Here is a 25,465-nt window from a genome sequence, read left to right on the forward strand (position 1 = left end):
AAATAGGAAACGGTAAAATAAGAAAGAATAGGAAGGGATTTGGCAAAGAGTAGCGAAAATAAACCGATAAGATATAAGAAGCTTTAAATCTTGTACTTACACAGAAAGGTTGGGAGTTATGGAAGGGAAAATTTTAATCGTTGATGATCAATACGGCATTCGTGTTTTATTGCATGAAGTGTTCCAAAAAGAAGGTTATCAGACGTTCCAAGCAGCGAATGGATTTCAAGCTTTAGATATCGTGAAAAAAGATAATCCGGATTTAGTAGTGTTAGATATGAAAATCCCAGGTATGGATGGTATAGAGATTTTAAAACATGTAAAAGAAATTGATGAGAGTATTAAAGTGATTTTAATGACTGCTTATGGAGAATTGGATATGATTCAAGAAGCGAAAGATTTAGGAGCTTTAATGCACTTTGCTAAACCGTTTGATATTGATGAGATTCGTCAAGCAGTGAGAGATCAGCTTGCTGTAGAGGCGTAAAAAATGAATTTTTTATAAAAAATATAGAAAAAAGCGTTTACATGGACTATTGAGCAGGTGAATACAGTTGAGTTTTTGAGTACAAGTTGTTATCCTATTGAGTGTAGAAAGAAGTCCGGTATGTAAATATACATATTTTACCTTATTCTGGTCATACTACCAGCGATAAGAATTTATCGGATACAAAAAACGTTTTTTAGGAGGATTCACCATGCCTTTAGTTTCTATGAAAGAAATGCTAAACACAGCACTAGAAGGAAAATACGCAGTTGGTCAATTCAACATGAACAACTTAGAGTGGACTCAAGCTATCTTAGCTGCTGCGGAAGAAGAAAAATCTCCTGTAATCTTAGGTGTATCTGAGGGTGCAGCTCGTCATATGACTGGTTTCAAAACAGTTGTAGCTATGGTTAAAGCTTTAATCGAAGAAATGAACATTTCTGTTCCTGTAGCGATTCACCTTGACCATGGTTCAAGCTTCGAAAAATGTAAAGAAGCAATTGATGCAGGTTTCACATCTGTAATGATCGACGCTTCTCACCACCCATTCGATGAAAACGTTGAAACTACTAAAAAAGTGGTAGAATACGCACACGCTCGTAACGTATCTGTTGAAGCTGAGCTTGGAACAGTTGGCGGACAAGAAGACGACATCATCGCTGAAGGCGTAATTTACGCTGATCCAGCAGAGTGTAAGCACCTTGTTGAAGCAACAGGTATCGATTGCCTAGCTCCAGCTTTAGGTTCTGTACACGGTCCTTACAAAGGTGAGCCTAACTTAGGATTCGCTGAAATGGAACAAGTTCGCGACTTCACTGGCGTACCTTTAGTATTACACGGTGGTACTGGTATCCCAACTGCTGATATCGTAAAAGCTATTTCTTTAGGTACTTCAAAAATTAACGTAAACACTGAGAACCAAATTGAGTTTACAAAAGCTGTTCGTGAAGCATTAAACAAAGACCAAGAAGTTTACGATCCTCGTAAATATATTGGACCTGGCCGCGACGCTATCAAAGCAACTGTTGCTGGTAAAATGCGTGAGTTCGGTTCTAACGGTAAAGCGTAAGAATAAAATTCCGTTTTGGAAACCGTCTAGTCTTTTAGACGGTTTCCTTTCGTTGTATAATGAAAGCGCGAACAAGTCTAAAGATTTTATAAAGTGAATTTTTGGTTTGCAAATATAGAAAATAATGTGCATAGTCCTATTAATAAATGTGGTAAGTATCTGAATTGAGTAATTTGATTCGATGAATAGTTAATCTTCATCTATTTGTACAGCAGGGGAGCTACAGGTGATGGTTTTCTACTTATTGAGTTTCGGGATGGAAAGAGTGATTGAGATTCTTAAGGGGGAATCTTCTACTTCTTATAAAGAAGTAGAAGATAAATACATTCATAAGAAGGGAGCTCAATATGGAAAAGTTGCTAATTGAAGGCGGAAGAGCTTTAAATGGAACGATTCGTGTGAGTGGTGCAAAGAACAGTGCTGTTGCACTAATTCCAGCGACAATTTTAGCAGATACTCCAGTAACTATTGGCGGTGTTCCTAATATTTCGGACGTGAAAATGTTAGGAGACTTACTAGAGGAAATTGGAGGGAAAGTAACTTATGGGCAGGAAGAAGAGATGGTAGTCGATCCTTCTAACATGGTTGCGATGCCTTTACCAAATGGAAAAGTGAAAAAATTGCGCGCCTCTTATTATTTAATGGGTGCAATGCTTGGCCGTTTTAAAAAAGCTGTTATTGGGCTTCCAGGTGGATGTCATTTAGGGCCACGACCGATTGATCAGCATATTAAAGGGTTTGAAGCGTTAGGGGCATATGTTACAAATGAACAAGGTGCCATTTATTTAAGAGCAGACGAACTACGTGGGGCACGTATTTATTTAGATGTTGTTAGTGTAGGAGCTACAATTAATATTATGCTAGCGGCTGTACGAGCGAAAGGTAGAACTGTTATTGAAAATGCAGCGAAAGAACCAGAGATTATTGATGTAGCTACATTGTTAACGAGTATGGGAGCACGTATTAAAGGTGCTGGTACAGACGTAATCCGAATTGATGGTGTGGATTCACTGCACGGTTGTCACCACACTATTATTCCAGACCGTATTGAAGCTGGTACGTATATGATTTTAGGAGCAGCATCAGGAGGAGAAGTAACAGTTGATAATGTTATTCCTCAGCATTTAGAATCCGTTACTGCGAAGCTAAGAGAAGCTGGTGTTCAAATTGAAACGAACGATGACCAAATTACAGTGAACGGCAATAGAAGGTTAAAAGTAGTTGATGTAAAAACGCTTGTATATCCAGGGTTTCCAACGGATTTACAACAGCCGTTTACAACGCTTTTAACAAAAGCACATGGAACAGGAGTTGTAACTGATACAATTTACAGCGCACGTTTCAAGCATATTGATGAATTGCGCCGTATGAACGCGCAAATTAAAGTAGAAGGCCGTTCAGCAATTGTGACTGGACCGGTTTTATTGCAAGGTGCGAAGGTGAAAGCGAGTGACCTACGAGCTGGTGCGTCCCTTGTTATTGCGGGTTTAATGGCAGATGGCATTACAGAAGTAACGGGACTTGATCATATTGATCGAGGTTACGAAAATATAGTAGACAAGCTTAAAGGGCTTGGTGCAAACATTTGGCGAGAACAAATGACAAAGCAAGAAATTGAAGAAATGAAGAATGCATAAAGTGAAACTTTAATCAGTATGGGGTATCCCACGTCGATTATTAACCCTCACCAATCGGGATAAGGTGGTGATACTTCCGTTAATGGGGAGCGAAGAATCACTACTAACGGAAGTACACTTTATAGAAAAATAAGGTTCACAAAATACGGCAGAAATATAAAGGCTTAAAGGAGAGGGATTATCGTGGAAAGAAGTTTATCTATGGAGTTAGTACGTGTAACAGAGGCTGCAGCATTATCATCAGCGCGTTGGATGGGGCGCGGAAAAAAAGATGAGGCAGATGGTGCAGCAACATCAGCTATGCGTGATGTATTTGATACAATTCCGATGAAAGGTACAGTTGTAATTGGCGAAGGTGAAATGGATGAAGCGCCAATGCTATATATCGGAGAAAAATTGGGTACAGGATATGGACCACGCGTAGACGTTGCAGTTGATCCTTTAGAAGGGACAAATATCGTAGCGGCTGGCGGCTGGAATGCGCTTGCTGTTATTGCAATTGCAGATCACGGCAATTTGTTACATGCTCCTGACATGTACATGGATAAAATAGCGGTTGGTCCAGAAGCAGTTGGTGCAGTTGATATTGACGCACCTATTATCGACAACTTACGTGCAGTTGCGAAAGCGAAAAATAAAGATATCGAAGATGTTGTAGCGACAGTTTTAAACCGTCCACGTCATCAAGCAATTATCGAAGAAATTCGTAAAGCTGGTGCTCGTATTAAATTAATTAACGATGGAGATGTAGCTGGAGCAATCAATACAGCATTTGACCGTACTGGTGTAGATATTCTATTCGGTTCTGGTGGAGCACCTGAAGGTGTATTAGCTGCGGTCGCATTAAAATGCTTAGGTGGAGAAATTCATGGGAAGCTCTTACCTCAAAACGAAGCTGAACTAGCTCGTTGTAAAAGAATGGGTATTGAAGATATCAATCGTATCCTTCGTATGGAAGACTTAGTAAAAGGTGACGATGCAATCTTTGCAGCAACAGGTGTAACAGACGGAGAACTATTACGAGGCGTTCAATTTAAAGGTAGCGTCGGAACAACACAATCCCTTGTTATGCGTGCAAAATCAGGCACAGTACGCTTCGTAGACGGCCGCCATAGCTTAAATAAAAAACCGAATTTGGTTATTAAATAAAAAGTGCAAGCGGCTCGTTCAGAAGGGGAGGGGGATGGAGCTTCAGACGAAGAGGCGCTTTTTGCCTCGCAGGAAGAAGTGAAGCCACCGACCATTCTAGCCGCTGGAACTGGATTAAGTAAAAAGTGCAAGCGGCTCGTTTAGAATCGCAGGACACTTCAAACTCCTGACGAAGAGGCGCTTTTTGCCTCGCAGGAAGAAGCGAAACCACCGACCATTCTAGCTGCTGAAGCTGGATTAAATAAAAGCAGAAATGCCTTATCTATTCTGCCTTAAAATCAGGTGAGTAGAAAAAAGAAAGAAATATGAAAAGGCGAAGACAAATTTTCTTGTCTTCGCTTCTTGTATTTGTGTTTCAACGTATTGATTAAAACTAGATAAAAGGGTTACAATAGTGAATATTATCCTACTTGAACTTATTGCCTTTCATTATTATTTATTTGCCTTCCGTATTTTTCCCTTTACCCATGTGAAAAGAGAATAAAGTTAAAGTGTGGTGTCTGAATGAATTTGTCAATTGCAGCATTAGAAAACATGAAATTAAAAGAGTTATACGAGCTTGCGAAGGAATTTAAGATTTCGTATTACAGCAAGTTAACGAAAAAAGAGCTAATCTTCTCTATCTTAAAAGCTCGAGCAGAAAAAGAAGGTTTCTTTTTCATGGAAGGCGTATTAGAAATTATTCAATCAGAAGGATTTGGATTCTTACGTCCTATCAATTATTCTCCAAGCTCAGAAGATATTTATATCTCGGCTTCGCAAATTCGTCGTTTCGATTTACGTAATGGAGATAAGGTTTCTGGTAAAGTACGACCTCCGAAAGAAAATGAGCGCTATTTTGGATTGCTACAAGTTGAAGCTGTAAATGGAGATGATCCAGACTCAGCAAAAGAGCGTGTACATTTCCCTGCATTAACACCGTTATACCCAGATCGCCAAATGAAATTGGAGACGGAAACGAAAAAGTTACCGACACGCATCATGGATTTAATCGCACCAGTTGGATTTGGACAACGTGGTTTAATTGTTGCGCCTCCAAAGGCTGGTAAAACAAGTCTGTTAAAAGAAATTGCACACAGTGTCACAACAAATCATCCGGAAGCAGAATTAATTGTACTTTTAATTGATGAGCGTCCAGAGGAAGTAACAGATATTGAACGTTCTGTTAAAGGTGATGTTGTAAGTTCTACTTTTGATGAAGTGCCAGAGAATCATATTAAAGTAGCGGAGCTTGTATTAGAGCGTGCAATGCGTCTTGTAGAACATAAAAGGGACGTTGTCATTTTAATGGATAGTATTACCCGTTTAGCGCGTGCTTACAACCTTGTTATTCCGCCAAGTGGTAGAACCTTATCGGGTGGTATTGATCCTGCTGCTTTTCATAGACCGAAGCGTTTCTTTGGGGCTGCGCGTAATATCGAAGAGGGCGGTAGCCTAACGATTTTAGCAACAGCGCTTGTTGATACAGGGTCTCGTATGGATGATGTAATTTACGAGGAGTTTAAAGGAACTGGAAATATGGAACTTCACTTAGATCGCTCATTAGCTGAGCGCCGTATCTTCCCAGCGATTGATATTCGTCGCTCTGGTACGCGTAAAGAAGACCTATTAATTCCGAAAGAACATTTAGACAAGCTGTGGGGTATTCGTAAAACAATGCGTGATACACCAGACTTTGTTGAAGGCTTCTTACGTAAACTTCGTCAAACAAAGACAAATGAAGAATTTTTACAAAACATTGTTGCAGACTCAAAAAGGTATGTAACCACTAAGTAAAGGGAAAAGATGGGGACTCGCTTATTTCGTAGTAAGCGAGTTTTTTATGTTTTTAAGGGAATATTAGAGAGTAATATATGGAAAAAAATTTGTTTTTTAAGATGGAAATCATATTTGGATTGAGAGCTTGAAGTGCCCTACGATTCTGGGCGAGCCGCTTGCGCTTTAAGGTGTATCTAGTTCCATCTCCAGCGGCTAGAATGGTCGGTGGCTTCGCTTCTTCCTACGAGGCAAAAAGCGCCTCTACGTCAGAAGCTCCATCCACCTCTCATTCTGAACAAGCCGCTTGTGCTTTTAGGTATATCCAGCTCCAACGGCTAGAATCTCCGGCCATTTCGCTCTCTCGGTCGAAGCAAAAAGCGCTTCTTGGTCGAGAGCTTGAAGTGACCTGGATTCTGAACGAGCCGCTTGTGCTTTTAATTTTTAAAAAGACAAAAACAGGTAGTTGCAAAATGGAGTTAGCCTTGTTATAATTTCATCATATGTGTTTCATCAATATAGTTGTGTAAGCAGCTGAAGATGAAAAACTCTGTTTCGAAAATGATTCAGGGCGGAAGGAGATGAAAAGAATGAAAGCAGGAATCCATCCAAATTACAATAAAGTTGTATTTATGGACACGAACACTGGCTTCAAATTCTTAAGCGGGTCTACAAAAGGCTCTAGCGAAACTGTTGAGTGGGAAGATGGTAACACTTATCCATTACTAAAAATTGAGATCAGTTCTGATTCTCACCCATTCTACACTGGACGTCAGAAGTTTGCTACTGCAGACGGACGTGTTGACCGCTTCAATAAGAAATACGGCATCAAGTAATAAAGAACATAAAACAGGCAAGTGTATGTATTCGCTTGTCTGTTTTTTTTGCGAAAATATTAAACCTTTACCCTACTTTGGATTAGGAAAGTAGATGAAAGGAGAGCTCAATGTACTTAATGAATCAAAATGGTTGGATTGAAGTGATTTGCGGGAGTATGTTTTCTGGGAAATCAGAAGAGCTCATCCGCCGTATACGCCGTACACAATTTGCGAAACAACATGCGATTGTATTTAAACCATGTATTGATAATCGTTATAGTGAAGAAGATGTTGTATCACATAATGGATTAAAGGTTAAAGCAGTTCCTGTTTCAGCTTCAAAAGATATATTTAACCATGTAACAGAAGAAATGGATGTTATTGCAATCGATGAGGTACAATTTTTTGATGGGGACATTGTGGAAGTGGTGCAAGTATTGGCAAATCGTGGCTATCGTGTCATTGTAGCTGGATTAGACCAAGATTTCCGTGGTCTACCATTTGGACAAGTTCCTCAGCTGATGGCGATTGCTGAACATGTAACTAAATTGCAGGCAGTTTGTTCTGCATGTGGATCTCCTGCAAGTCGTACGCAACGTTTAATCGATGGAGAACCAGCGGCATTTGATGATCCAATTATTTTAGTTGGGGCTTCAGAATCGTATGAACCACGTTGTCGTCATTGTCATGCAGTACCTACAAAACAAAGATAAGTGAAACTCGCTATGTAGAGCGGGTTTTTTTCGAAAATAGATGAAGATTGGTGGCAAGCTCTTCGTGTCTAAGAACCGCCGCAACTCAAGGTGAAAAGCACCTTTTGTGCGAGAGAACCTTAGCCAGTCAGAGCTGAGCGAGCCGCTTGCGCTTTTAAATATTATCTAGCTCCAGCGGCTAGAATGGTCGGTGGTTTCGCTTCTTCCTGCGAGGCAAAGGGCGCCTCTCTGTCAGAAGCTCCAACCTCCTCCCATTCTGAGCGAGCCGCTTGCGCTTTAAATATTATCTAGCTCCAGCGGCTAGAATCTCCGGCCATTTCACTCTCTCGCTCGAAGCAAAAAGCGCTTCAAGGTCGAGAGTTCCAATGTCCTGCGATTCTGAGCAAGCCGCTTACGCTTTTAAATATAATTTGCGTTTTTTTGATTAAGTACCATATACTATTTGTATTAGATACTAGGATGTAGAGGTGAATGGTGTGTTAGATCGTTTGCAAGCTGTAGAAAATCGTTATGAGAAGTTGAATGAATTGTTAAGTGACCCAGAGGTTATTAGTGATACAAATAAGCTTCGTGAGTATTCAAAAGAGCAATCTGATATTCAGGACACGGTAGAGGTGTACCGTGAGTATAAAGATGTTCGTGAGCAATTACGAGATGCAAAAGCAATGTTAGAAGATAAGTTAGACGCTGATATGCGTGATATGGTAAAAGAAGAGGTTTCTGAATTAGAAGGACAAGAGAAAACATTATCAGAACGTCTGAAAATTTTACTTGTTCCAAAAGACCCTAATGATGATAAAAACGTTATCGTTGAGGTTCGTGGCGCTGCTGGTGGTGACGAGGCAGCTTTATTTGCTGGTGATTTATATCGTATGTATAGCCGTTATGCTGAGGTGCAAGGTTGGAAAACTGAAATTATCGAAGCGAGCTATACAGAGTTAGGTGGATATAAAGAGATTATCTTTATGATTAATGGTAAAGGTGCTTTCGCGAAGCTGAAATTCGAGAATGGTGCTCACCGTGTGCAACGTGTTCCTGAAACGGAATCTGGTGGACGTATTCATACATCTACAGCAACTGTAGCTGTACTACCAGAGGCAGAAGAAGTAGAAATTAATATTCATGAAAAAGATGTTCGTGTTGATACGTTTGCTTCTAGTGGTCCTGGTGGACAAAGCGTTAATACAACGATGTCAGCGGTACGTTTAACGCATTTACCGACTGGTGTAGTTGTATCTTGTCAGGATGAGAAATCACAAATTAAGAATAAAGAAAAAGCGATGAAAGTATTACGCGCACGTGTTTATGATAAATTTAGACAAGAAGCGCAAGCTGAGTATGATCAAAACCGTAAACAAGCTGTTGGTACGGGAGATCGTTCAGAGCGTATTCGTACGTATAACTTCCCGCAAAACCGTGTTACAGACCATCGAATCGGTTTAACGATTCAAAAGCTAGATCAAATCCTACAAGGTAAGTTAGATGATTTCATCAATGCCTTAGTGATGGAAGATCAGGCGCAAAAGATGGAGGCAGCTGAGTAATGCGTGTCTATGAAGCCCTGAAATGGGCTTCTTCTTTTTTACAGGAAAATGGACGAGATGAAAATGCGGGAGAAATTGTCCTTTGTCATGTATTAAAGACGAACAGAACCGGAATGCTCATGAATATGCGTGAAGAAATAACTGCGGAACAAGAGAAAAGTTTTGCACAATTTATCCACAAGCATGTAGAAGGTATTCCGATCCAATATATGCTCGGTTATGAAATGTTTTATGGCCGATCATTCTTTGTAAATGAAGAGGTATTGATACCAAGACCGGAAACAGAGGAACTTATAGTTGGAGTGCTAGAGAGAATTGAGCGCCATTTCGGTAATGAGGAGCTTCACATAGCGGATATTGGAACAGGTAGTGGAGCGATTTCTATTACGCTCGCTTTAGAAAATAAAAATCTTCATGTGTATACAGTAGATATCGCACAGGAGTCGATTGAAGTTGCAAAAGAAAATGCAAAAACTTTAGGGGCGGATGTAACTTTCTATCACGGCGATTTACTATCTCCGTTTTATGAAACAGGTCAGAAGTTAGATGTTGTTGTTTCCAATCCTCCGTACATACCAGAGGAAGATTGGCGTGGTCTTTCTAATGTTGTGAAGGAGCATGAGCCGAAGCGTGCGCTTGTTGGTGGGGAAGATGGACTAGATTTCTATCGTCGTTTTATGGAGGAATTGCCGAATGTATTACAGAACAAGGCGATTGTGGCGTTTGAAATTGGTGTAGGGCAAGGTGAAGATGTGAAAGCATTATTACAGCAAACTTTCCCGCGCGCTCAAGTTGAAGTTGTATTTGATATTAATGGAAAAGATCGCATGGTATTTGCAGAGATGGAGTAAGGCATAAGCCTTACTCTATTTTTTGTATGAAAAATTCGTAACTACTCAGCCATACATTTTATTTAGAATTTTGGTAAGGGGTATCATTTCAGCGAAAATAAGCTATAGATTGCTGTCGTAAAGATAAAAATGGACATACACCTTGTTGCCTGTCTTTGTTTTAAAACTTTGCGTGTGGCAGGAAAAGGCCCTGGCCGCCCCTATACATAGCCAGTCCCTCTCGCCAATTAAAAAAATGCTTTTCTATCGGTTTTTTATATAGATTTTGAATTTAATAGTTTAGAAAGATGAAAGTCTGTCCACACTGTTTCTAGAGGGGACGGTGGAGGAAATGAAAAAACAAGTTATTGCTTACTTTCTTTTATTATTAATTGGTGCACAGTTACTTGTGCAGTTTGGATATATGAAAGCTGATGCAAAAGGGCCTACTGTTATTCCGAAAGAGGCCGTTCGATTACGTATTTTAGCTAATAGTGATTCCGATAAAGATCAGGCATTAAAACGTAAAGTACGTGATGAAGTGAAAGCGCAAATTGATGGATGGGTAGCGGATTTAACGTCATTTGAAGAAGCTCGAAAAGTAATTCAAAATCATATTCCTGAAATTGAAAAGACAGTGGCGAATACGCTGAAAAGAGAGGGGAGTAAAGAAGCGTTTCAAGTGAAATTCGGTAAGAATGTGAAGTTTCCTACAAAGGTATATGGGAATTTTATTTATCCGGCAGGAGAATATGAAGCGGTACTTATTACAATTGGAAAAGGTGAAGGTGCAAACTGGTGGTGTGTATTATTTCCACCGATGTGTTTCTTAGATTTTTCAAGTGGTACAGCTGTAAGGAAAGAAGAACATGTTGTGAAAGCTGAATCTCCTGAAGAGGAGCAGGTGAGACAATCAGATGAGGAAGTAGTGGATGTACCGGAGAAGAAAGAGGATAAGGTGAAAGAAAAGAAAGTAGTAAAGCCGGAAAAAGCTGAAAAAGTAACAGCACAGGAAAAGAAAGTAGTAAAACACGAAACACAAGTAGAAGAACAGCCTGTAAAAAAAGTAGAAACAAAAACTGTGGAAAAAGTGGAGAAACCTGTGGAGCAAAAACAAGAAAGGCAAAATGAATATGTAACAGTAGAAGAGGAGGAGAAACCAGAGGTTAAATTATTTATCGTCGAAGCTTTTACATCTTTATTCTCTAAATAGTGCTATTAATAAATCCTTCCTCATATATATCAATGAGGAGGGATTTACTATGAAGAACGTTTATTTTGCTACGAAAGCAGATGTAGAAAGATTACATTCTTTTTTCGGACAAGCTAATAAAAAAGATGATAAAATAAATGAGTTGTACGCACAATTTATGATCTTGGAAGAGGCGGGAGAAATACGAGCGGTAATTGGATATGAACAAAGTGGAGAAAATGCACTTATCCGTTCTTGTTTATTCACACCTAATGTGGATAAACAGACTTTCTTATATTTTTTCGAGATGTTTTTGCAGTATATGAAAGAAAAAGATATTCGACAATTGTACTTACTCACAAATCATCCACAATCTGTGACCATCTTTCAGTTTTTTAACTTTGTCATTATAGAGAAAGAGGAAGTGCCAGAGGAAATTCGACAGTTAGAACACTTTTGTAAAAATATAAAAGAGCTAAATGCAATAATACTAAATTGTCAGCTATTCACAAAGTTATCCACGGATTAACAAGGTTTATCCACATTTTGTGGATAAACCTTGTTTGTCTTTTGGATAAATCTCATAGTAAACTAAAAATAGACAAGTATTTCATGGTAGAAAAGGACGTGGGAAAAAATGCATACAAATATGTGGGTTGTGGATAATGTTGTGGAAAGAAAAAAATATTATCCACAATTAAAAGAAGCAGCGAGATTATTAAGAGAAAATGAAGCGGTGGCCTTCCCAACGGAAACGGTATATGGGTTAGGAGCAAACGCAATGGATGATGAAGCGATAGCGAAAATTTTTGAAGCGAAAGGGAGGCCGAGCGATAATCCACTGATTGTCCACATAGGAACAAAATCTCAGTTAGATGGTATCGTAAGAGAAATTCCGCCGGTTGCAGAAAAGTTAATGGAGCATTTTTGGCCAGGACCATTAACAATCATTTTACCGAGAAAAAAAGGGATTTCAGAGAGGGTTACAGCAGGACTTAATACAGTCGGAGTGAGGATGCCCGATCATCCAGTAGCGCTCGCCCTTATTGAAGAGGCAAACGTGCCTGTTGCGGCACCGAGTGCGAATCGTTCAGGACGCCCAAGTCCAACGTTAGCTTCTCATGTGTATGAAGATTTAAATGGGAAAATTGCTGGTATTGTTGATGGCGGGGCAACAGGAGTAGGCGTTGAATCAACTGTAATTGATTGTACGAGCGAGGTTCCGACGATTTTACGTCCAGGTGGGATTACGAAGGAGCAATTAGAGGCCGTGATAGGAAATGTTTCTTTAGATCCAGCTTTAAAGGATGAGAAAGAAAAACCGAAATCACCTGGAATGAAATATACACATTATGCACCGAAAGCGCCACTTAGTATTGTTGAAGGGTCCCGTGAGTTTATTCAACGTATTGTGGATGAGAAAAAGAAAGAAGGATTTAAAGTAGGTGTATTAACGACAGAAGAGTATCAGCATGTGTATAGTGCAGATGTTGTATTGTCTTGTGGTGTGCGAAGCGATTTAGCCAGCGTTGCGACTAAGTTATATGATGTGCTTAGAACGTTTGATGCAAGTGAAGTAGATGTTATTTTTAGTGAATCATTCCCGAATGAAGGCATAGGAAATGCAATTATGAATCGTTTAACAAAAGCTGCGGGACATCAGATTATTATTGAATGATAATGTACCTTTAGCAAACAGAATATTTCTCTTCGGATAAGCATATTGTGAAGTAGCACGTCCGAGGGGGGATATGAATGACACTTGAACAATTAATACCTTTAATAATTATGGCATTTGCCCTGGGGATGGATGCATTTTCAGTGAGCCTCGGTATGGGGATGGTAACATTAAAGTTAAGACAAATCCTTTATATAGGTATGACGATTGGGATATTTCATATTATTATGCCATTTATCGGAATGGTACTAGGACGTTTTCTATCAGAGAGGTATGGGGATGTCGCAAATTTTGCAGGAGCCATTTTATTAATTGGGCTAGGGTTCTATATCGTATATTCGTCTATTTTAGAAGGGGAAGAGACTAGAACTGCTCCAATTGGAATTAGTTTATTTGTATTTGCATTTGGTGTCAGTATAGATAGTTTTTCAGTAGGTCTTAGTCTTGGAATTTACGGAGCAGAGACAATTATTACGATATTATTGTTCGGACTAATAAGTATGTTACTGGCTTGGATGGGTTTATTGCTTGGTAGCCATGCCAAAAATATACTTGGCACATACGGTGAAATAGTAGGTGGTATTATTCTTGTTGGGTTTGGATTGTATCTCCTTTTTCCTATATAATTTTATGTAGGAGGGAATTATGAACAAGCTATTGGAATGGTATGTTAAGCTTTTAACCTCCTTTCCTCGATGGCTAAGAAGACTTATAATATTGGGTGTTATTTTGCAAATTTCGATGTTAGGTTGGATTAAGTTAATCCGTGAATGGTGAGATAGTTCCTTTCTGTGCATAGTTTCGTTTGTACTATATTGATCACACTAAAAAATTACAAATATAGAAAGGATGAGATGAATGACGAGATTGAAGCAAGTTTTTGGTATTATTATTAGTTTTTTTGTTTTTTGGTTCAGTATGCTCGGTGTACAAATGTTTGCTGAGTTTTTAGATATTGAGTCATTGAAGTTTGTTGCAGGAAAATCGGAGGCGGCGCGTACTTTTTATTCTCCGTACCCTTTTTTAATTGTTTTCCTTATTACGTTACTTTCCTTATATTTCTTTGTAATAAAGCTTGGTAGATCTAAAAAAGAGAAATTCCCGGCATTAGAGGAGAAGAACGAAGAATTACGATAAAAAATCCCCCGCTTTCAGCGGGGGGTTATGTTTAGGTGATGGAAGTGAACGGGCCCCTTGCGCTTTTAGGGGATATATCCAGTTCCAGTGGCCAGCGGTTAGAATGGTCGGTGGCTTCGCGTCTTCCTCTACGTCAGGAGCTCCATCCTCCTCTCATTCTGAGCGAGCCGCTTCCGCCTTTAAATGGGCCTCACTAATTCAAATTGTTCTCCTAGTTTTGCGTAGTTGTGTCCTGCTAGGCGGCTTATTGGTTTTAGTTCTTCGGCGTGAATTCGGCCGTTTTCGTATAAGTGTTCAGCGACGTGAAAGCGGACGACGCGGCCGATTAGTAGGTCACAAGCTGGCGAGTCTTCGGTTCCGCCGAGTGGGATGGCGCGTTCTAATATGCACTCCATTCGAATGTTTGCTTCTTTAACCCCTGGTACTGAAATGATATCACTGTCAATCGGTGTTAGTTTTGCTAATTCGATTTCACTTTCATTAGGAGGTAGGTTCGCTGCTGTTTCGTTGATCGCTTCTACGTAAGATTCATCAGAAATATGTACGACAAATTCTCCTTTTTCTATTGCGTTTCTGGAAGTGTCTTTCGGTTTTCCTTCTTTGCGTTGTACTGAAACTGAGATAAGTGGTGGATTGGCAGCGACGATATTGAAATAACTATATGGCGCACCGTTCAATACGCCATCTTTAGTTACAGAAGTAACGAATGCAACAGGACGTGGAATGATACTTCCTGTTAGTAATTTGTAATTATCTTTTTCGGTTTGTTCGTTTGGATTAATGGATAACATGTTGTAATCCCCTTTCTAAATATGAATACTTATTGTTCCTTTACAAGATATCAATGGGAATCTCCTGCTGAAAATAATATTTTTTTGATGATGTAAAAAAAGAGATTACCTCGATTGTACTGAAGTAATCTCTTTTTTGGTAAATATCTTGAAATAGAGATAAATATTAAAGTAAAACGTAAGCGCCAGGTCCAATTAAAGCTACACCGATAGCGACAGCGATTAACATTAAATTATATTCGAATCCGTTTTGTGTTACCCAGTAACCATTTTTTCCGTGAACTGTGAAAATTGCTACTAACATTGTTCCTACGATGAATAAAGAACCAACTACAGTGAAAATACCTGCTGCGAATAAGAAACCACCTAATAGTTCAGTTGCGCCAGCCATAAATGCCATAAACACACCAGGACGTAAGCCGATTGACTCCATCCAGCCGCCAGTTCCCTTTAAGCCGTAACCGCCGAACCAACCAAATAATTTTTGAGCACCATGACCCATGAATGTAATTCCTATAATAAGACGAATAATAAGAAGACCGATATCCATCATTTTAAAAACCTCCTAAAAGTTATTAACTTATCTTATGTAAGTAATAATAAAATAGTTACTTACTTTAGTCAAGTAGATTTCAACAAAAATTTGAAAGGAATTTTACAAATTAACAACAAAAAATAAAATGTAGTAAAGACCTCTAGACAAGTAAGTGAAAAAAAGAGAAAATATAAGTAGAAGTTAACTTCTCATTGTTATTCAGACAATCAGAATTGACTGGAATTTTGTGAAGCGCTACAATAAGAGTCTAGTAGTAATGACATGATTTATTTCGAAAGAGTTTTTACAGTATAACATTCGAAGTATGAAGTCTTACGTGTATTTCGATCTTGAATAGAGATTGCCCTATAAACTTTTAGGTAAATTATAAGGAGGACTATCCTATGTTTAAAAAATTATTCGGTTTTGGTTCAAAAACAAATGAAGAAACAATCGTAGCTCCATTAACTGGAGCAGTGAAAAATATTGAAGAAGTACCAGATCCAGTATTCGCTGGTCGTATGATGGGTGACGGTGTTGCGATCGATCCTACTGAAGGTGTAGTTGTATCTCCAGTTGATGGTGAAATCGTACAATTATTCCACACGAAACATGCTATTGGAATTAAAGCGAAAAACGGTACAGAAATTTTAATCCACGTTGGATTAGAAACTGTAAAAATGGAAGGTGAAGGTTTCGAAGCTCACGTTTCTGAAGGACAAGCTGTAAAAGCTGGAGATAAATTAATCTCATTTGACTTAGAATTAATTCGTGAAAAAGCGAAAAGCACAATTACTCCAATCGTTATTACAAACACAGATGCAGCTGAGTCTATTAAGACAACTGTAGGTGTAACAGCTACAAAAGGTTCAACAGAAGTAATGAAAGTTACAATGAAATAATTATTTGATAGAAGGAATCCGTTTCATATGAAATGGATTCCTTATTTTGTTTCGTAGTGTGTTCATTATGTATGGTAAAATACTTTGGGCACTTGGAAATAGGGTTTCATATATGTGGATAAGGCGCATTTTTCTTAGAAAAAATATAAGAGAAATGCGCCTTTCTTATATTCACATTTCTTTTGTTCTATTCTAATGTACGCTATGATAAAGTGAAGGCTAATAATCAGCGGAGGGTGTTCATCCCCCGCTGATTATTAGCCTTCACCAATCGGGATAAATGTAGGAAACAGAAAAAAAGGGGTGGGTTTAGATGAAACGGGTGTTATTTGTTTGCACTGGAAATACATGCCGTAGTCCGATGGCTGAGGCTTTGCTTCGTCATTATGGAGAAGGTAAATTTGAAGTGCAATCTGCTGGTGTCTTCGCCTATCCTGGAAGCGATGTGTCGATACATGCAAAGGAAGCTTTAGCTGAAAAAGGAATTGTAATCGATCATGCTGCGCAGCAGGTAAACGATACTTTGGTTGATTGGGCGGATATTGTAGTAACAATGACGGAAAACCATAAGCAAATTGTACTTGGGTATTATCCGAGCGTGGAAAAGAAATTGGATACATTATATGGATTAACTGAGGGTGTAAGTAAGGATATTTCAGATCCATTTGGCGGATCGCTTTCTATTTATAAAGAAACGTTAGAAGAGATGGAAAAACTTGTACAAACTTTACTGAAAAAACATTCAGAAGGTTGATGTTTCGTGTATAATACGATATTGGAGATCACTTTGTTCCATTAAGGTAGCGAGTGTGAAATGAAGATAATTGATTGAAACTTCGGAGGGGTAAAAATGAAAGTAGTAGTAGCATCTGATCACGGCGGTATGAATATCCGTAAAGAACTTGTAAGTTTATTAGAAGAGTTAAATATTGAATATATTGATTTAGGTTGTGAATGTGAAGCTGGTTCTGTTGATTACCCTGATTTTGCGTTTCCAGCAGCAGAAATGGTCGCGAATGGTGAAGTGGATCGTGGTATTTTAGTTTGCGGGACAGGTATTGGTATGTCAATCGCAGCAAACAAAGTAAATGGTATTCGTTGTGCATTAGTTCATGATACTTTCAGTGCGAAAGCGACGAGAGAGCATAATGACACTAACATGTTAGCGATGGGCGAGCGTGTAATTGGAGCTGGTCTAGCGCGTGATATCGCGAAAATTTGGCTAACAACTGACTATGAAGGTGGCCGTCATGAAAACCGCGTAGGAAAAATTAAAACGTACGAAACAAAGTAATAGATTCTAACTATAAGTAGTATGAAATATAATTTGGTGAACCAACCTGTGAAAGGAAGAGGCGTAATGACAGAAATCGTAAAGGTAAGAGAACAGCTACAAATGTCGCTTTCTGATTTCCAAGAACAAGCCACGCTGCAAAGTGGTCAAATTTTTGTAGTGGGGTGTAGCACGAGCGAAGTGCTAGGTGAAAGAATTGGAACATCAGGAACGATGGAAGTGGCAGAGGCGATTTTTTCTGAATTAAAACAATTTCAAGAGAGAACAGGTATTGAATTGGCGTTTCAATGTTGTGAGCATTTAAATCGTGCTTTAGTAGTTGAGAGAGATGTAGCGATGAAATATCAATTTGAAATTGTAACAGTTACGCCTGTTAGATCAGCAGGTGGTGCATTAGCGACGTATGCGTATCACAATTTTAAAGATCCGGTAGTAATTGAGTTTATTAAAGCAGATGCAGGAATGGATATCGGCGATACATTTATCGGTATGCATTTAAAGCATGTAGCTGTACCGGTTCGTACAAGTGTGAAGGAAATAGGAAGTGCGCATGTAACGATGGCGAAAACACGTGGGAAACTAATAGGTGGAGCACGTGCCGTTTATGCGGCAAATGAAGAAGCTATTCCTTGCCGTTAAACATGAAAAATTATAAAGTCTTATAACAGCTGTATATCGAAAGGTAAAAGGTATGTAGTCTGACTTTATAATAGAAGAAAGAAAAGACCAATTTTGGTCTTTTTTTTTCTTTTATGATATAGAAAGTCATGTTAGAATGTAGTTGAAAACATGAAGGTTCGAAAGAATTACAACCTGAATTTTCGTTTTTTCTGAATAAATGAGAAAAAACTATTGGGAATTGATGTAATTCGTTCAGAAAAGGGGGATTTTGGTGAATCATTTAAAACGTCAAGATGAAAAGGTATTTGCTGCAATTGAGGCAGAACTAGGAAGACAGCGTTCAAAGATCGAGCTAATTGCTTCGGAAAACTTCGTAAGTGAAGCGGTAATGGAGGCGCAAGGTTCTGTTCTAACGAATAAGTATGCTGAAGGATATCCTGGAAAACGTTACTATGGTGGTTGTGAACACGTAGACGTAGTAGAAGATATCGCACGTGATCGCGCGAAAGAAATTTTTGGCGCAGAGCATGTAAATGTTCAACCACATTCTGGTGCACAAGCGAACATGGCAGTATACTTTACGATTTTAGAGCAAGGCGATACAGTACTTGGTATGAATTTATCTCATGGTGGTCACTTAACACACGGAAGCCCTGTTAACTTCAGTGGAGTACAATATAATTTCGTAGAATATGGCGTGGATGCTGAATCTCACCGTATTAATTACGATGATGTATTAGCAAAAGCGAAAGAACATAAACCAAAATTAATCGTTGCAGGTGCAAGTGCATATCCTCGTGTTATCGATTTCAAACGATTCCGTGAGATTGCAGATGAAGTGGGTGCATACTTTATGGTTGATATGGCACATATCGCTGGTTTAGTAGCTGCTGGTTTACATCCAAACCCAGTACCACATGCACATTTCGTTACAACGACAACACATAAAACATTACGTGGTCCACGTGGTGGTATGATTTTATGTGAAGAGCAATTTGCAAAACAAATTGATAAATCAATCTTCCCTGGTATTCAAGGTGGCCCACTTATGCACGTAATTGCTGCAAAAGCTGTTGCATTTGGTGAGACACTACAAGATGAGTTTAAAACATATGCACAACATATCATTAATAATGCGAACCGCTTAGCTGAAGGCCTTCAAAAGGAAGGACTTACACTTGTTTCTGGTGGAACAGACAATCATTTAATCTTAATTGATGTTCGTAACTTAGAAATTACAGGTAAAGTAGCAGAGCACGTATTAGATGAAGTTGGTATTACAGTGAACAAAAATACAATTCCATTTGAAACAGCAAGCCCATTTGTAACAAGCGGCGTACGTATCGGTACAGCAGCTGTAACATCTCGTGGTTTCGGTTTAGAAGAAATGGATGAAATTGCGGCACTTATTGCTTATACATTAAAAAATCATGAGAATGAAGTTGCATTAGAAGAAGCAAGTAAGCGTGTAGAAGCGTTAACGAGCAAATTCTCAATGTATACAGATCTATAATAGATTGAAAAAGACTGCTGAAACGTAATTGTTTTGGCAGTCTTTTTTGTGGACATATATTATTTTTAAAGTATGTATACAAATGATGAATAAATTTTGGCGATATAATGAAGGATACAGCTCCCATAATTGGTAAAGATACTAGATAGATTCATCGCAAAATCATGATTTTGCCAAATTTGCCCTTGAATATTAGTAGCGTTTTCTTTACAATCGTAAATAGTGTAAAGAAGCGTGTAAACGCATGAATATCATCTAAAGGAGAGATTCACATGGGAAAACTGTATGTATTTGATCACCCGTTAATTCAACATAAGATTACATATATTCGCGATAAGAATACAGGTACGAAAGATTTTCGTGAATTAGTGGACGAAGTAGCAAGCTTAATGGCTTTCGAGATTACTCGTGACCTTCCACTTGAAGACATTGAAATTGAAACGCCTGTAAGCAAAGCGACAACAAAAGTGATCGCTGGTAAAAAACTTGGTTTAATTCCGATTTTACGTGCAGGTTTAGGAATGGTTGATGGAATTCTGAAATTAATTCCAGCAGCAAAAGTAGGACACGTTGGTTTATACCGTGACCCTAAAACATTGCAACCGGTAGAATACTATGTGAAACTTCCAACGGATGTAGAAGAGCGTGACTTTATCGTACTAGATCCGATGCTAGCAACAGGTGGTTCTGCAGCTGAAGCAATTAATTCTCTGAAAAAGCGCGGTGCAAAGCAAATTAAATTAATGTGTATCGTAGCTGCTCCAGAAGGAGTAAAAGTAGTGCAGGAAGAGCATCCTGATGTTGATATTTATGTAGCGGCATTAGATGAGAAGTTAAATGACCATGGTTATGTAGTTCCAGGTCTTGGTGATGCTGGTGACCGTTTATTCGGAACGAAGTAAGACAACAGACGAGAGGGGGATTCCCCGCTCGTTTTTTTTTTTTTTCGCCCTCAGCGCACGGGGGAGGGGGAGATAAATATACAGGGTATATACAACATAAGTTATATACACATCACATATAATATAGAAGTCTTACGTCTCGGGGACACTATATTATAGAAGGAAAGCGCTATATCTTAAAAATATAATAGTGACAAACTTGTGAACATTTTCTTCTATTATAAAGAGAAAACTGTTAGAAATTGCATATCTCTAACCAGTATTTAGAAGGGGAACGTTTTCATTTTTGGGAGGAAATGCCTAATACTCAAATTTTTTGATTTTTTACGATTTCTCGTTGACACTGTTAATACCCTATTGTATGCTAACAACGGGGATAGATGGTAGGGCTTTCAGTGACAAAAATGCATCTATTCCGTGACGAAAATGTAAACTTTTTATTTTGTATAGAATTTATGCAGAAAAATGAGTTATTATTAACACATCGTGAATGAGGGTTACATATTGGAGGGATGAATCCTTGCAAAAAAACGATCGCAGCCATATAAAAGCGTATGCTTTAATGTCAGGAATACTTGCTCAGTTAGTTGGTTCTATTCTTATCGGAATCTTTGGTGGGCAATGGATTGATAATAAGGTTGGAACGTTTCCGTTGTTTCTTATTATAGGGTTATTACTCGGGTTAGGAACAGGGGTATACGCAATGATTCGACTCATTCAACATTACTATTCGGGAGAGCAATGATGATAGACGTACATGGACTTGTCCAACGACAAAAGAAATATATGTACTACTTGCTTGCGCTTCTAGTGCTAGGATGGGGAATTACCTCTTACAAGGATGTATTTCTTGGGCTGATTATCGGAACGATTTTCAGTTTTCTTAGTTTGCGCATCATTGCACGTAGAACAGACAAGCTATTAGATCGCGTAACAAATGGAGAAAACGTGAAGTTTAAGGCGACAGCGGTAAGTACATATTCTAGATTCGCCACGATTGGGTTATTAATTTTATTTGCAGCCAAATATCAAGAGTTAATTGCGATGTGGGGCTTAGGTGTAGGATTGCTGACAGGATACCTTGTCATGATCATAGATTTTCTTTATTTAGAGTATACGAGCAGGGAAGAGAGGTGAATTACTAGTGGAACACGGTAAATTAGTTGAATTTCTAGGTTTAACGTTCGATTTGTCATCAGTTATGATGGTTACTGTAGCAGCAGTTATTGTTTTCTTAATCGCTGTTATCGGAACTCGCAGCTTAGCGCTTCGCCCAACCGGGATGCAAAATTTCATGGAATGGGTGTTTGACTTCGTGAAAGGGATTATCAATAGTACGATGGATTGGAAAACAGGTGGACGTTTCTTAACGCTTGGCGTTACGCTTATCATGTTTATCATCGTATCGAACTTCCTTGGTTTACCATTCATGTATTCAACAGTTGAGGCTGGCGAACATATTGCATGGTGGAGATCACCAACGTCTGATCCAGCAGTTGCATTAACATTAGCCGTGATGGTAGTTACCCTCACCCATTATTATGGAATTAAGATGAAGGGTACGAAAGAATATGTTAAAGGTTATTTCCAACCTATGAAATTCTTATTCCCATTAAAGGTTATTGAGGAGTTTGCTAACACATTAACGTTAGGTCTTCGTTTATTTGGTAACATTTACGCAGGTGAAATCTTATTAGGATTACTTGCTAAGTTAGGCGGGGCATCATTCTTAGGAGCATTAGGTGCACTTGTACCGATGTTAGCATGGATGGGATTCAGCGTATTCGTTGGTTCAATCCAGTCATTTATTTTCGTAATGTTAACGATGGTTTATATGGCTCATAAAGTAAGCCATGACCATTAATATAATTTAAGTAAGAAAAAATTTATTTTTTTATAATACAAAGGAGGACAAATTAAATGAGTTTAGGTGTAATCGCAGCTGCAATTGCAATTGGTTTATCAGCATTAGGTGCAGGTATTGGTAACGGTCTTATCGTATCACGTACAATCGAAGGTGTTGCTCGTCAACCAGAATTAAAAGGCGCACTTCAAACAATTATGTTCATCGGGGTTGCATTAGTTGAGGCACTTCCAATTATCGGTGTAGTTATTGCTTTCATCGTAATGAACAAATAAGGGAGACTCCCCTTACATAGATGGCGAAGAGTGTTTTTCCGAACTTTCTTCGCCATTGCTTTATGAACGAAACGTATGTCTTTTTTTTTCATATGATCAATTTAGATATTTTGAAGGGAGTGAATCCTTGTGCCAACTTTATTATTAGGGGCTTCCATTCCATTTGGAACGATTGCTTATACATTGTTCATTTTCTTACTTCTATTAGTAATGCTACGCAAATTCGCGTGGGGTCCTTTAATGGGAATTATGAAAGAACGTGAAGAGCATGTTACTAATGAAATCGACGCTGCAGAAAGAAGTAATGCTGAAGCGAAGAAATTAGTAGAAGAACAACGTGAAATGTTAAAACAATCGCGTGTTGAAGCACAAGAGTTAATCGAAAGAGCGAAGAAACAAGCTGTAGATCAAAAGGATGTTATTGTTGCTGCTGCGAAAGAAGAAGCAGAATCAATTAAAACATCTGCTGTACAAGAAATTCAACGCGAAAAAGAGCAAGCGATTGCTGCTTTACAAGAACAAGTTGCTTCTTTATCTGTTCATATTGCTTCTAAAGTAATTGAAAAAGAATTAAAAGAAGAAGATCAAGTGAAGTTAATTCGCGATTATATTAAAGAAGTAGGAGAAGCGCGATGAGCAATGGGATTGTAGCAAAACGTTATGCTGTCGCTCTTTTCAAAATTGCAAAAGAAAAACACGTATTAGAAATGTTTGAAGAGGAATTACGCCTTGTACAAAACGTTTTTACAAAGAACGGAGAACTACATAGCTTTTTAACGCAACCGAACATTTCAAAAGAGCAGAAGAAAACGTTTCTTGCAAACGTATTCGCATCTGTTTCTGAATCTATTTTAAATACGTTATATATTTTAATTGATAACAAGCGTATTGATATCCTACCTGAAATTGCAAATGAATATGTTGTTCTTGCTAATGAAGAACGTAACGTAGCGGATGCAACTGTATATTCTATTCGTCTTCTATCGGAAGAAGAAAAACTTAACATTGCAGAAGCATTTGCAAAAAAAACAGGAAAAGATGCAATTCGCGTGAAAAATGTTGTGGATGAAGATTTACTAGGCGGCATTAAAGTACGTATTGGAAATCGCATTTACGACGGAAGCTTACAAGGAAAATTAGCACGTATTCAGCGTGAATTAATGAAGAATAGATAGGGGTGAAGCACATGAGCATCAGAGCTGAAGAAATTAGCGCACTGATAAAGCAACAAATCGAGAACTATCAGTCTGAAATCGAAGTTAGTGATGTTGGTACAGTTATCCAAGTTGGTGACGGTATTGCGCGTGCTCATGGTCTTGATAACGTTATGGCTGGTGAACTTGTAGAGTTCTCTAATGGCGTTATGGGACTAGCACAAAACTTAGAGGAAAACAACGTAGGTATCATTATTTTAGGACCTTACACAGAAATCCGTGAAGGTGACGAAGTTCGTCGTACTGGTCGCATCATGCAAGTACCAGTAGGAAAAGAACTAATCGGTCGTGTTGTAAACCCATTAGGTCAACCAGTTGATGGTTTAGGCCCAATCAATACAACAAACACTCGTCCAATCGAAAGTCCAGCACCAGGTGTAATGGATCGTAAATCTGTTCATGAACCACTTCAAACAGGTATTAAAGCGATCGATGCTCTTGTACCAATTGGCCGTGGTCAACGTGAGTTAATCATCGGTGACCGCCAAACAGGTAAAACAGCAGTTGCACTTGATACGATCATTAACCAAAAAGATGAAGATATGATTTGTATCTATGTAGCTATCGGACAAAAAGAGTCAACAGTACGTAACGTAGTAGAAACACTACGTAAGCACGGTGCATTAGATTACACAATCGTTGTAACTGCATCGGCTTCTCAACCAGCTCCATTATTATACCTAGCTCCTTACGCTGGTGTAACAATGGGTGAAGAGTTCATGTACAATGGTAAACATGTATTAGTAGTATATGATGACTTATCAAAACAAGCAGCGGCTTACCGTGAGCTTTCATTACTATTACGTCGTCCTCCAGGTCGTGAAGCATATCCAGGGGATGTATTCTACTTACATTCTCGCTTATTAGAGCGTGCGGCAAAATTAAGTGATGCAAGAGGCGGCGGTTCTTTAACTGCACTACCTTTCATCGAAACACAAGCAGGGGACGTATCAGCTTACATCCCAACAAACGTAATTTCTATTACGGATGGACAAATCTTCTTACAATCTGACCTATTCTTCTCTGGCGTACGTCCAGCAATCGATGCGGGTACTTCTGTATCTCGTGTAGGTGGATCAGCTCAGATTAAAGCGATGAGTAAAGTATCAGGTACACTTCGTCTTGACCTTGCATCTTATCGTGAGTTAGAAGCGTTCGCTCAGTTCGGTTCTGACCTTGATAAAGCAACACAAGCGAAATTAAACCGTGGTGCTCGTACAGTTGAGGTATTAAAACAAGGATTACACAAACCGTTACGTGTAGAGAAACAAGTTATCATTCTTTACGCTTTAACACGTGGATTCCTAGATGATATCCCAGTAGTAGATATCACTCGTTTCGAAGAAGAATTCCATGCTTGGTTAGATTCAAATGCAACTGACTTATTAAGCGAAATTCGCACAACTAAGAAACTTGCGGATGACGACAAATTTGCAGCAGCTATTAATGGATTTAAAAAAGTATTCGTAGCTTCTGAGTAATAAATAAAAGCGGAAGCGGCTCGTTCAGGCTGCTGAAGCTAGATAATATATAAAGGCATCTCAG

The 25,465-nt window shown here is 38.8% G+C and carries 30 protein-coding genes; 28 read left to right on the forward strand and 2 right to left on the reverse strand.

Going from position 1 to position 25,465, the window contains the following annotated elements; translation table 11 throughout:
- Positions 1-118: 118 nt before the first annotated feature.
- The 14 genes from spo0F to JFU18_RS16490 all read left to right on the forward strand — a co-directional run bounded on the left by spo0F (position 119) and on the right by JFU18_RS16490 (position 14,009).
- Complete coding sequence (gene spo0F, locus JFU18_RS16425; protein ID WP_000398592.1) at positions 119-487, forward strand: sporulation initiation phosphotransferase Spo0F; 369 nt, start codon at positions 119-121, stop codon at positions 485-487.
- A gap of 211 nt (positions 488-698) precedes the next feature.
- Positions 699-1,556: a class II fructose-bisphosphate aldolase gene (locus JFU18_RS16430; protein ID WP_002016312.1), complete on the forward strand. Its 858-nt coding sequence runs from the start codon at positions 699-701 to the stop codon at positions 1,554-1,556.
- Positions 1,557-1,903: 347 nt separating this feature from the next.
- Positions 1,904-3,193 carry a UDP-N-acetylglucosamine 1-carboxyvinyltransferase gene (murA, locus tag JFU18_RS16435; RefSeq protein ID WP_002034893.1) on the forward strand — a complete coding sequence of 430 codons (1,290 nt, stop codon included), beginning with the start codon at positions 1,904-1,906 and terminating at the stop codon, positions 3,191-3,193.
- A gap of 183 nt (positions 3,194-3,376) precedes the next feature.
- Complete coding sequence (glpX, locus tag JFU18_RS16440; protein ID WP_002016310.1) at positions 3,377-4,342, forward strand: class II fructose-bisphosphatase; 966 nt, start codon at positions 3,377-3,379, stop codon at positions 4,340-4,342.
- Positions 4,343-4,846: 504 nt separating this feature from the next.
- Positions 4,847-6,118, forward strand: coding sequence for a transcription termination factor Rho (gene rho, locus JFU18_RS16445; protein ID WP_002016308.1), 1,272 nt, complete (start codon positions 4,847-4,849; stop codon positions 6,116-6,118).
- 569 nt (positions 6,119-6,687) lie between these two features.
- Entirely contained in the window at positions 6,688-6,933 is a 246-nt protein-coding gene (locus JFU18_RS16450) for a type B 50S ribosomal protein L31 (RefSeq protein ID WP_000643447.1), read from the forward strand.
- A gap of 110 nt (positions 6,934-7,043) precedes the next feature.
- A complete protein-coding gene (locus JFU18_RS16455; RefSeq protein WP_000281086.1) occupies positions 7,044-7,628 on the forward strand; it encodes a thymidine kinase in 585 nt (194 codons plus the stop codon).
- 476 nt (positions 7,629-8,104) lie between these two features.
- A complete protein-coding gene (gene prfA / locus JFU18_RS16460) occupies positions 8,105-9,172 on the forward strand; it encodes a peptide chain release factor 1 (protein WP_002139009.1) in 1,068 nt (355 codons plus the stop codon).
- Complete coding sequence (gene prmC / locus JFU18_RS16465; RefSeq protein WP_201032176.1) at positions 9,172-10,023, forward strand: peptide chain release factor N(5)-glutamine methyltransferase; 852 nt, start codon at positions 9,172-9,174, stop codon at positions 10,021-10,023. The genes prfA and prmC overlap by 1 nt, the downstream gene beginning before the upstream one ends.
- Before the next feature lie 331 nt (positions 10,024-10,354).
- Complete coding sequence (gene spoIIR, locus JFU18_RS16470; protein ID WP_085312859.1) at positions 10,355-11,215, forward strand: stage II sporulation protein R; 861 nt, start codon at positions 10,355-10,357, stop codon at positions 11,213-11,215.
- 49 nt (positions 11,216-11,264) lie between these two features.
- Positions 11,265-11,723 (forward strand): GNAT family N-acetyltransferase, encoded by a 459-nt coding sequence (locus JFU18_RS16475; RefSeq protein ID WP_002016300.1) that lies wholly within the window; start codon positions 11,265-11,267, stop codon positions 11,721-11,723.
- 108 nt (positions 11,724-11,831) lie between these two features.
- On the forward strand, positions 11,832-12,872 hold the full coding sequence (locus JFU18_RS16480) for an L-threonylcarbamoyladenylate synthase (protein WP_002016299.1): 1,041 nt from the start codon (positions 11,832-11,834) through the stop codon (positions 12,870-12,872).
- 77 nt (positions 12,873-12,949) lie between these two features.
- Complete coding sequence (locus JFU18_RS16485) at positions 12,950-13,498, forward strand: manganese efflux pump MntP (RefSeq protein WP_002016298.1); 549 nt, start codon at positions 12,950-12,952, stop codon at positions 13,496-13,498.
- Positions 13,499-13,730: 232 nt separating this feature from the next.
- Entirely contained in the window at positions 13,731-14,009 is a 279-nt protein-coding gene (locus JFU18_RS16490; protein ID WP_002034899.1) for a DUF3935 domain-containing protein, read from the forward strand.
- Positions 14,010-14,188: 179 nt separating this feature from the next.
- Here the strand turns inward: JFU18_RS16490 and JFU18_RS16495 are convergent, their stop codons facing one another.
- Both JFU18_RS16495 and JFU18_RS16500 read right to left on the reverse strand, forming a co-directional pair.
- Positions 14,189-14,800, reverse strand: coding sequence for a flavin reductase family protein (locus JFU18_RS16495; RefSeq protein ID WP_201032173.1), 612 nt, complete (start codon positions 14,798-14,800; stop codon positions 14,189-14,191).
- 166 nt (positions 14,801-14,966) lie between these two features.
- Positions 14,967-15,353, reverse strand: a complete 387-nt coding sequence (locus JFU18_RS16500) for a DoxX family protein (protein ID WP_002068579.1) — start codon at positions 15,351-15,353, stop codon at positions 14,967-14,969.
- Between the two features lie 386 nt (positions 15,354-15,739).
- Between JFU18_RS16500 and JFU18_RS16505 the strand changes: the two genes are divergently transcribed.
- From JFU18_RS16505 to atpA, 14 genes are all read left to right on the forward strand, one after another.
- Positions 15,740-16,237 carry a PTS sugar transporter subunit IIA gene (locus JFU18_RS16505; RefSeq protein ID WP_002016294.1) on the forward strand — a complete coding sequence of 166 codons (498 nt, stop codon included), beginning with the start codon at positions 15,740-15,742 and terminating at the stop codon, positions 16,235-16,237.
- Positions 16,238-16,550: 313 nt separating this feature from the next.
- Positions 16,551-16,991 carry a low molecular weight protein arginine phosphatase gene (locus tag JFU18_RS16510; protein WP_002130066.1) on the forward strand — a complete coding sequence of 147 codons (441 nt, stop codon included), beginning with the start codon at positions 16,551-16,553 and terminating at the stop codon, positions 16,989-16,991.
- Between the two features lie 96 nt (positions 16,992-17,087).
- A complete protein-coding gene (gene rpiB, locus JFU18_RS16515) occupies positions 17,088-17,531 on the forward strand; it encodes a ribose 5-phosphate isomerase B (RefSeq protein ID WP_000869917.1) in 444 nt (147 codons plus the stop codon).
- Positions 17,532-17,597: 66 nt separating this feature from the next.
- Positions 17,598-18,170: a TIGR01440 family protein gene (locus JFU18_RS16520; RefSeq protein WP_002130064.1), complete on the forward strand. Its 573-nt coding sequence runs from the start codon at positions 17,598-17,600 to the stop codon at positions 18,168-18,170.
- A 253-nt stretch (positions 18,171-18,423) separates the two neighbouring features.
- Positions 18,424-19,665, forward strand: a complete 1,242-nt coding sequence (glyA, locus tag JFU18_RS16525) for a serine hydroxymethyltransferase (protein ID WP_002143868.1) — start codon at positions 18,424-18,426, stop codon at positions 19,663-19,665.
- Positions 19,666-19,937: 272 nt separating this feature from the next.
- On the forward strand, positions 19,938-20,567 hold the full coding sequence (gene upp, locus JFU18_RS16530) for a uracil phosphoribosyltransferase (RefSeq protein WP_000517533.1): 630 nt from the start codon (positions 19,938-19,940) through the stop codon (positions 20,565-20,567).
- A 380-nt stretch (positions 20,568-20,947) separates the two neighbouring features.
- A complete protein-coding gene (locus tag JFU18_RS16535) occupies positions 20,948-21,061 on the forward strand; it encodes a DUF4024 domain-containing protein (RefSeq protein WP_000232963.1) in 114 nt (37 codons plus the stop codon).
- A 26-nt stretch (positions 21,062-21,087) separates the two neighbouring features.
- A complete protein-coding gene (locus tag JFU18_RS16540) occupies positions 21,088-21,312 on the forward strand; it encodes an AtpZ/AtpI family protein (RefSeq protein WP_002089742.1) in 225 nt (74 codons plus the stop codon).
- Positions 21,312-21,704, forward strand: a complete 393-nt coding sequence (locus JFU18_RS16545; protein WP_002016288.1) for an ATP synthase subunit I — start codon at positions 21,312-21,314, stop codon at positions 21,702-21,704. The genes JFU18_RS16540 and JFU18_RS16545 overlap by 1 nt, the downstream gene beginning before the upstream one ends.
- A gap of 7 nt (positions 21,705-21,711) precedes the next feature.
- Entirely contained in the window at positions 21,712-22,431 is a 720-nt protein-coding gene (atpB, locus tag JFU18_RS16550; protein WP_000399874.1) for a F0F1 ATP synthase subunit A, read from the forward strand.
- Positions 22,432-22,487: 56 nt separating this feature from the next.
- The gene (gene atpE, locus JFU18_RS16555) at positions 22,488-22,706 is read left to right on the forward strand and encodes a F0F1 ATP synthase subunit C (protein ID WP_000052064.1); all 219 of its coding nucleotides are present in this window, start codon (positions 22,488-22,490) and stop codon (positions 22,704-22,706) included.
- A 129-nt stretch (positions 22,707-22,835) separates the two neighbouring features.
- The gene (atpF, locus tag JFU18_RS16560) at positions 22,836-23,342 is read left to right on the forward strand and encodes a F0F1 ATP synthase subunit B (RefSeq protein ID WP_002016287.1); all 507 of its coding nucleotides are present in this window, start codon (positions 22,836-22,838) and stop codon (positions 23,340-23,342) included.
- Positions 23,339-23,881: a F0F1 ATP synthase subunit delta gene (gene atpH, locus JFU18_RS16565; RefSeq protein WP_002130060.1), complete on the forward strand. Its 543-nt coding sequence runs from the start codon at positions 23,339-23,341 to the stop codon at positions 23,879-23,881. Before atpF ends, atpH begins: the two co-directional genes overlap by 4 nt.
- An 11-nt stretch (positions 23,882-23,892) precedes the next feature.
- Positions 23,893-25,401: a F0F1 ATP synthase subunit alpha gene (atpA, locus tag JFU18_RS16570; RefSeq protein ID WP_002016284.1), complete on the forward strand. Its 1,509-nt coding sequence runs from the start codon at positions 23,893-23,895 to the stop codon at positions 25,399-25,401.
- Positions 25,402-25,465: the final 64 nt, after the last annotated feature.

This window comes from Bacillus sp. TH22 (genome assembly GCF_016651015.1).
GTDB classification, from domain to species: Bacteria; Bacillota; Bacilli; order Bacillales; family Bacillaceae_G; genus Bacillus_A; species Bacillus_A mycoides.